The sequence below is a fragment of the Rhizobium sp. AP16 genome, from assembly GCF_000281735.1.
GTDB classification, from domain to species: Bacteria; Pseudomonadota; Alphaproteobacteria; order Rhizobiales; family Rhizobiaceae; genus Rhizobium; species Rhizobium rhizogenes.
In genome coordinates this window covers 221,914-228,735 of sequence record NZ_AJVM01000075.1, presented here as the reverse complement: position 1 = coordinate 228,735, position 6,822 = coordinate 221,914, and the positions used below count along the sequence as shown (strand labels likewise).

The following is a 6,822-nucleotide window of genomic DNA, read 5'->3' as shown; positions in this document are numbered from 1 at the left end:
GCTCGCCGCCGCCGGTCTTACCGCCTATAACCACAATCTCGATACCAGCCCGGAATTCTACGGGCAGATCATCACGACGCGCACCTATCAGGACCGGCTGGATACGCTGGCGACGGTGCGATCCTTCGGCATCGACCTGTGTTGCGGCGGCATTATCGGCATGGGCGAAACGATCCGTGACCGCGCATCGATGCTGCATATCCTTGCGGCAATGGAGCCGCACCCCGAAAGTGTGCCAATCAATGCGCTTGTTCCCGTCGAGGGCACGCCTCTGGCAAAGCGACCGGTGATAGACCCCCTGGAGCTGGTGCGTATGGTCGCCACGGCCCGCCTCGTCATGCCGGCCTCGACGGTACGGCTTTCAGCCGGCCGGTCGAACCTCAATCGCGAAGCACAGATCCTGTGTCTCGTCGCAGGCGCCAACTCCGTCTTCTACGGTGATACGCTGCTGACGACACCCAATGCCGGCATTGGCGAGGATGCCGAACTCTTCGCCGCGATCGGGGAGCTGGATTGCGACCACGTTTCCGCTTCCGCGGCATGAATGATTAACGCATCAGCATCGCCTCGTCCCAGCCAAGCGCCATCAGTTCCTCGCCGCGAAACCTGGCATCATCTGCAACGATGAATTCATCCAGTTGCGGCGGGGCAATGCTGCTGCCGGCGAGCATGGCATGCACCTGGCCACGATGATGGGTCTGGTGCTGGAAAAGATGGCTGAGCACGTCCTCGGCCCGCTCGCGCTGGATATGATTGCTGCGATGAAGGTCGATCACCCTTGCCAGCGCGTCAGAATCGAGGGCCTCGCTGAGAACAACAAGTCGCCGGTCGACGCTGCCCTGCTCGACCGACAGGGCGTCGAGCGTGTCGAACGGCTCTTCAAGATCGAAAGCCTTCATGCCGAGCGTGCCGCCTTCCAGCGCATCGACGTAAAACCAGTCGACGATCAGGATATGATTGAGCGTCGCCTTGATCGATGGGAAGAAACTGACACGTTTCGCCTCGAACTCGCCGGACTGCAGAGCCGCGCAGGCTCGATATAGCCGGGCGTTCGCCAGGGCATTGTTGTAAGCCAGCTTGCGGAAGACACGGGTCGGATCGAAAGCGGACATGCGGCATTCCCCCTCTAGGCTTTGTCCAGATCGCCATCCCGCCAGACCAGATGACGCGGCGCAGGCGGCAGGTTCTCGATCTCGTCAGCGATGAAATAGGGAGGGATATCGAGAGCGACCAGCGCCTCTTTCGTCGCTCGCACCCATTTGAATTCGAGATGGTTGTCGCCATCCTCGATACGGTGGACGATCCCCTCCGGGCGGAACGGAAAACTCTGCGGGATGTCCATCAAATAATAGAGCCCCAGTTCGTGCCAGTCGCGCTGCTCGTAGTGGAAGAAATTCTCCACCATCCAGAGCAGTCGCCCGACGGGCACCTCGACACCAAGCTCCTCGACCATCTCCCGCTGCAACGTCTCCTCCGACGTCTCGCCAATCTCCGCCCGGCCACCCGGAAAGGTCCAGAACGGCTCATGCTCGGCGCGATGGACCAGCACATGCCCCTCGCGAAAACCGAGACCCGCAACGCGCATCTGAAAGCGCGATTGACCGGCGTTTAGCCTGATAAGCCTACGTTTCGGCATTGCTCTCACCCAGATCGACCACGACGATTTCCGGCGGTACGCCGAAGCGAACAGGCGCTACCGAACAGCCAAGGCCGCCGGAGACGATGAGATGGCGGCGCTCCTCGATGATATGACCATAGACGTACCGATCGCCATAGCGAGACGGCAGATAGGGCGACCAGCCGAGAATCCGGACCTGCCCGCCATGCGTATGGCCAGACAACGTCACCGACACCCGCGACGGCACGGTCGGGAAGATATCGGGCTCATGCGCAAGCAGGACAATGGGCGCGGCGTCATTGACCTGCGCCAGCGTGCCGTCGAGATCGTCAAGCCCCGTGGTCACCGGACGCCTCCAGCGGATGCTCCGACGCAGAGCGAGCTGATCCTCGAGACCCGCCAGCCAAAAACCGTATCCATCCTTTTCCAGGCGCGCCGCGCGATTGGAATAGACCGGAATTCCGACATCGGCCAATGCCTTGTGGCTGAAGGTCGGGCCATGGCCGCTCTTCTGCGCGGCCGCGTCGTGCCACCAGTCATGATTGCCGATGATGGCGTGCACACCGAGCGGTGCCTTCAAGGCCGCCAGTTCCGCCGCCCAAATGCGATGGTCGACGCGACCGGTCACAAACTCCGTCCCGGACGTATAATCGCCGAGCAGGACGATAATGTCGCCGCCAAGACTATTGGCATGTTCGCAAATGGAAGCGATGCGACCGGCCGTCATCCACGGCTCACAGGCATGAAGATCCGTCAGCACGACGATTTTCAGCTTCAATCCCGGCGTCCAGCCCGGCGGCGTCAACTGGTAGCGGGTCACGTTCAGACGGACGATGGGCTCAAATCCGAAGGCGTAGCCGCCGAGTGTCATCAACCCGGCGATACTGCCGCCGAAAAGCTTCAGGAAACCGCGACGGCTGATCACTCAGCATCCCCTTGGAACAGCCCGAATTGCGCCGCCTCCAGCTCCTTCGGCGGCTGCAGGCCAAGATGTTTCCAGGCAATCGCCGTCAGCACGCGGCCGCGCGGCGTACGCTGGATGAAACCCTGCTGAATCATATAAGGCTCGATAATATCCTCGATCGCGTCACGCGGTTCGGAGAGACCCGCGGCAATGGTTTCGATGCCGACCGGTCCGCCGCCGAAATTGACGGCGATCATGTTGAGATAGCGCTTGTCGAGCTGATCGAAGCCGACATTGTCGACCAGCAACCGCGTCAGGGCTTCGTCGGCGATCTCGCGGGTTACCGCTTCGGCTTTCGCAACCTCGGCAAAATCGCGCACGCGGCGCAGCAGGCGCCCGGCGATGCGCGGCGTGCCGCGAGCGCGCCTGGCAATCTCGCGCGCGCCCTCTTCGGTGATGCCGAGCCCCATCAGCCGCGCACCGCGCCTGACGATCAGCTCCAGCTCTTCGACCGTATAGAAGCTCAAGCGGACCGGAATGCCGAAACGATCGCGCAACGGCGTGGTCAGCAGGCCGAGACGGGTGGTGGCGGCGACCAGCGTGAATTTCGCCAGATCGATCTTGACCGAGCGCGCCGCCGGGCCTTCGCCAATGATCAGATCGAGCTGGAAATCCTCCATGGCCGGATAAAGGATTTCCTCGACGGCCGGATTGAGGCGATGGATTTCATCGATGAAGAGCACATCGCGCTCTTCGAGATTGGTGAGAAGCGCGGCAAGATCGCCGGCCTTGGCTATGACGGGACCGGAGGTCGAGCGGAAGTTGACGCCGAGTTCCTTGGCCATGATCTGCGCCAGCGTCGTCTTGCCGAGACCGGGCGGGCCGACGAACAGCACATGGTCCAGCGCCTCGCCACGTCCCTTGGCAGCTTCGATGAAGACCTTCAGATTGGCACGAGCCTCCGCCTGGCCGGTGAACTCATCCAGCGACTGCGGCCGGAGCGTCACATCCAGATCTTCGCCCCGCTTTTCCGGCGATATCAGGCGCGCGGCTTCACTCATGTCAGACGTTCCATTCCCGGTATGCGTTTCACGGTTTTGCTATCGAGGATCACGACGACGACGCCATGGTCTGCCCCTCCGTGATCATCGTTCTGCGGAAGAGCAGCACGAGTCGATCCCCTTACTTTGAGACAATAGTAAGGAATGGGAAAAGGTGCAAAGAATCACCGCGACAGTTCCTTCAAACCCAGACGGATCAGCTTGGCGCTATCGGCCTCGTCTCCGGCCACCTTCATCGCTGCCGCGATGGCATTCGCAGCCTGATCGCGGGAATAGCCGAGATTGGTGAGCGCCGAGACCGCATCGGATACTGGCGCCGGGGCAACGCCCTCGCCCAATTCCTGCTTGAAGCCGATGTTCGTCGCCTCGCCGGCAAAGGCGGGCACCTTGTTCTTGAGTTCGGTGACAATCCGCATCGCTACCTTCGGCCCGACGCCCGGTGCCCGCGATACGGCAGTGCGATCCTGCAGCGCGATAGCGTTGGCAAGTTCGGATGGCGTCAGCGTCGACAGCAAAGCCAGCGCCACCTTGGCGCCAACGCCCTGCACGGTCTGCAGAAGGTTGAACCATTCCCGCTCCAGCACCGCCATGAAGCCAAAAAGCCGGATTTGGTCCTCGCGGACATAGGTCTCGATGAAGAGAATACAGGCCTCGCCGACCGAGCCGAGCCTCGACAGGGTCCGCGCCGAGCAATAGGCGACGTAGCAGACACCATGCACATCCACGAGCGCATAGTCCTCGCCGATCTCTTCGATAGTGCCTTTCAGCTTGCCGATCATGAATGATGTCCGTCAGGGGTGGGTTTCGGGAGTGATGAGGTCAAGCGAAGGAAAGTATGAGCGATACCCCTTTGGGTCTCGCGTCAGTATGGAATAACCGCGCACCGCAGCATGCGCGCCGATCAAAAAATCAGGAAGAATGCGCTCTCGCCCGCCGCCAGCCTGACGGTAAACCCTAAAAGCCGCAGCCGCTGCAAAAGCTGCCGACCAAGGCAGGCTCTCCCGGCGAAATTCGCTCTGCGGCAACAGTTCGTCCACACGATCCATGCTGCTGTAACGCACCGAAAATTCCGCATAGATGATGGGATTGATAACGACCGGCCCCTGCTTGAAAGCGGAGAAAACCTGACCACTGGACCAACCATGCCAGGCTGAGCCGGGTATGGCCAAATCAACCAGCACATTCGTGTCGACGATCGTGACCATGATTACCGGTCACGCGTCAGCGACATCAGCGCTTCGGCGTCGATATCCTGATCGCCGGTGCCTTCCAGGCGTTTAAGAGTGGCCATGAACCGATCAAGCCGCTGCCGATCCTCGATCTCTCGCTTGCCGTTCTTCGGCGAAACAACCAGCTTTCCGTCCTCGACGGAAAATATGACTTCGCTGTTGAGCTCTATGCCAGCCAACTCGCGCAAATCGCGGGGGATGGTCACCTGCCCTTTGGATGTCACACGCATTCTTGTTCTCCAGATCTCCGCGGTAAGAATTATCATTACCACGAGAACAAGTCAAGAACAAACTATCCCGCCAATGCCGCCTGCCGCAGCCGGTTGGCACCGCGATTGTGGGCGTGACAGATAGCGATGGCGAGCGCGTCGGCGGCGTCATTGCCTTTGAACTCCGCTTTCGGCATCAGGATCTTCAGCATCATGTGGATCTGCTGCTTCTCGCCGTGGCCGACACCGATCACCGCCTTTTTGACGGCATTCGGCGCATATTCGGCGACCGGCAAGCCGGCGCGTGCCGGCACCAGCATGGCGATACCGCGCGCCTGGCCGAGCTTCAGCGTCGCCACCGCATCCTTGTTGACGAAGGTTTGCTCGACCGCCGCCTCGTCCGGCTTATAGCTATGGACGATATCAGCAAGCCCGTCGTGAAGCTGGCAGAGGCGGGAAGCGAGATCCATATCGCCATCCGAGGTCACCGTTCCCGAGGCAACGAAGCGCAGCGAATTGCCCAGCGTGTCGATCACGCCCCAGCCGGTGCGGCGCAGGCCCGGATCGATGCCGATGATGCGAATCGTGTTTTGCATGGGGTCAACCTATCTTTCGAGGTTGAGATGTGCCAGCAAAATGTGAACAAAACAAAAACATCCCACAGCCGAGTGCCCAATTCCGGCACTTTCAAAGCACAGCGAGAAAATCGGCAAGGCGGGGGTTTGGAATGACGTGTCCGCGCTCCTACATGGGAAGCATCAAACCTCCCTTTCACCACGCAGGTCTCTTGCCATGGTCCCCTTTTCCATTCTCGATCTTTCGCCCGTTGCCGAAGGCAGCACCGTCAGCCAATCCTTTGAAGGCTCCAAGAGGATGGCGCAGAAGGCGGAGGAGCTTGGCTATAACAGGTTCTGGCTGGCGGAGCATCACGGCATGCCGGGCGTTGCCAGCGCCGCCACGGCGGTCGTCATCGGCCATGTCGGGGCTGCGACCTCGCGCATCCGCATCGGCTCGGGCGGCGTCATGCTGCCCAACCATGCGCCGCTGGTGATCGCCGAGCAGTTCGGCACGCTGGAAGCCCTGTTTCCCGGCCGCGTCGATCTCGGCCTCGGCCGGGCTCCGGGCACAGATATGCGAACCGCCCAGGCGCTGCGCCGCAATCTCGACGCCGGCGCGCAAAGCTTCCCCAACGATATCATCGAGCTGCAACATCTGTTCAGCCCGGCCGACGAGAACCAGTCGATCCTCGCCGTACCCGGCAATGGCGCGAAGGTGCCGATCTGGCTGCTCGGCTCGAGCCACTACAGCGCCCATCTCGCCGCCATGCTCGGCCTGCCCTATGCCTTCGCCTCACATTTCGCTCCGGAAGCCCTGCTCGACGCTGTCGCCATCTACCGCGACCGCTTCCAGCCCTCGGCAACCCTCGACAAGCCCTATGTCATGGTCGGCGTCATGGGCTCAATGGCGGATACGGACGAAGAGGCGCAATATCAGTTTACGTCGGCTGAGCAGCAATTCGTCAACCTGCGCCGCAACGTCCGCGGCCCCTTCCCGCGTCCGCGCAAGGACATGGACGACTTCTGGACGCCGATGGAAAAGCTGAACGTCGAGCATACGCTGCGCTACGCCGTCGTCGGCTCGCCCGCGACGGCGGAGGCAAAACTCTCGCAGTTCATCAAGGATACGGAAGCCGACGAGGTCATCATTTCGATGCCGATCCACGACATCGGGGCACGGCTCAAATCGGTGGAGCTGTTCGCCACACTGCCGAGCTTCAAGAAGGCAACTTAACCACCGCCCC

10 protein-coding genes are annotated in these 6,822 nt (G+C 61.2%); 2 read left to right on the top strand and 8 right to left on the bottom strand.

Annotated features, from left to right (window positions below):
• Positions 1-544 (top strand): radical SAM protein (locus PMI03_RS26950; protein WP_007701380.1); only part of this gene is annotated, 544 nt, incomplete at its 5' end.
• Positions 545-548: 4 nt separating this feature from the next.
• Here the strand turns inward: PMI03_RS26950 and PMI03_RS26945 are convergent.
• The 8 genes from PMI03_RS26945 to ruvC all read right to left on the bottom strand — a co-directional run bounded on the left by PMI03_RS26945 (position 549) and on the right by ruvC (position 5,617).
• Positions 549-1,112, bottom strand: a complete 564-nt coding sequence (locus PMI03_RS26945; RefSeq protein ID WP_007701376.1) for a DinB family protein — start codon at positions 1,110-1,112, stop codon at positions 549-551.
• Positions 1,113-1,126: 14 nt separating this feature from the next.
• Entirely contained in the window at positions 1,127-1,636 is a 510-nt protein-coding gene (locus tag PMI03_RS26940; RefSeq protein ID WP_039974738.1) for an NUDIX hydrolase, read from the bottom strand.
• Positions 1,623-2,543, bottom strand: a complete 921-nt coding sequence (locus PMI03_RS26935) for a metallophosphoesterase (protein ID WP_007701370.1) — start codon at positions 2,541-2,543, stop codon at positions 1,623-1,625. The genes PMI03_RS26940 and PMI03_RS26935 overlap by 14 nt, the downstream gene beginning before the upstream one ends.
• Positions 2,540-3,583, bottom strand: a complete 1,044-nt coding sequence (ruvB, locus tag PMI03_RS26930; protein WP_007701367.1) for a Holliday junction branch migration DNA helicase RuvB — start codon at positions 3,581-3,583, stop codon at positions 2,540-2,542. The genes PMI03_RS26935 and ruvB overlap by 4 nt, the downstream gene beginning before the upstream one ends.
• A gap of 164 nt (positions 3,584-3,747) precedes the next feature.
• A complete protein-coding gene (gene ruvA, locus PMI03_RS26925; protein ID WP_007701364.1) occupies positions 3,748-4,362 on the bottom strand; it encodes a Holliday junction branch migration protein RuvA in 615 nt (204 codons plus the stop codon).
• Positions 4,363-4,374: 12 nt separating this feature from the next.
• Positions 4,375-4,788, bottom strand: a complete 414-nt coding sequence (locus PMI03_RS26920; protein ID WP_007701360.1) for a type II toxin-antitoxin system VapC family toxin — start codon at positions 4,786-4,788, stop codon at positions 4,375-4,377.
• A gap of 2 nt (positions 4,789-4,790) precedes the next feature.
• On the bottom strand, positions 4,791-5,042 hold the full coding sequence (locus tag PMI03_RS26915; RefSeq protein ID WP_007701353.1) for an AbrB/MazE/SpoVT family DNA-binding domain-containing protein: 252 nt from the start codon (positions 5,040-5,042) through the stop codon (positions 4,791-4,793).
• Positions 5,043-5,104: 62 nt separating this feature from the next.
• Complete coding sequence (gene ruvC, locus PMI03_RS26910; RefSeq protein WP_007701350.1) at positions 5,105-5,617, bottom strand: crossover junction endodeoxyribonuclease RuvC; 513 nt, start codon at positions 5,615-5,617, stop codon at positions 5,105-5,107.
• 196 nt (positions 5,618-5,813) lie between these two features.
• Here ruvC and PMI03_RS26905 point away from each other — a divergent pair, with 196 nt between their 5' ends.
• A complete protein-coding gene (locus PMI03_RS26905) occupies positions 5,814-6,812 on the top strand; it encodes an LLM class flavin-dependent oxidoreductase (RefSeq protein WP_007701346.1) in 999 nt (332 codons plus the stop codon).
• The last annotated feature ends 10 nt before the right edge of the window (positions 6,813-6,822 follow it).

Coding starts and splice junctions, on each gene's coding strand:
- PMI03_RS26915 (WP_007701353.1), bottom strand. CDS start 5,042: ATGCGTGTGACATCCAAAGGGCAGGTGACCATCCCCCGCGATTTGCGC.
- PMI03_RS26945 (WP_007701376.1), bottom strand. CDS start 1,112: ATGTCCGCTTTCGATCCGACCCGTGTCTTCCGCAAGCTGGCTTACAAC.
- PMI03_RS26940 (WP_039974738.1), bottom strand. CDS start 1,636: ATGCCGAAACGTAGGCTTATCAGGCTAAACGCCGGTCAATCGCGCTTT.
- ruvC (WP_007701350.1), bottom strand. CDS start 5,617: ATGCAAAACACGATTCGCATCATCGGCATCGATCCGGGCCTGCGCCGC.
- PMI03_RS26905 (WP_007701346.1), top strand. CDS start 5,814: ATGGTCCCCTTTTCCATTCTCGATCTTTCGCCCGTTGCCGAAGGCAGC.
- ruvB (WP_007701367.1), bottom strand. CDS start 3,583: ATGAGTGAAGCCGCGCGCCTGATATCGCCGGAAAAGCGGGGCGAAGAT.
- PMI03_RS26920 (WP_007701360.1), bottom strand. CDS start 4,788: ATGGTCACGATCGTCGACACGAATGTGCTGGTTGATTTGGCCATACCC.
- ruvA (WP_007701364.1), bottom strand. CDS start 4,362: ATGATCGGCAAGCTGAAAGGCACTATCGAAGAGATCGGCGAGGACTAT.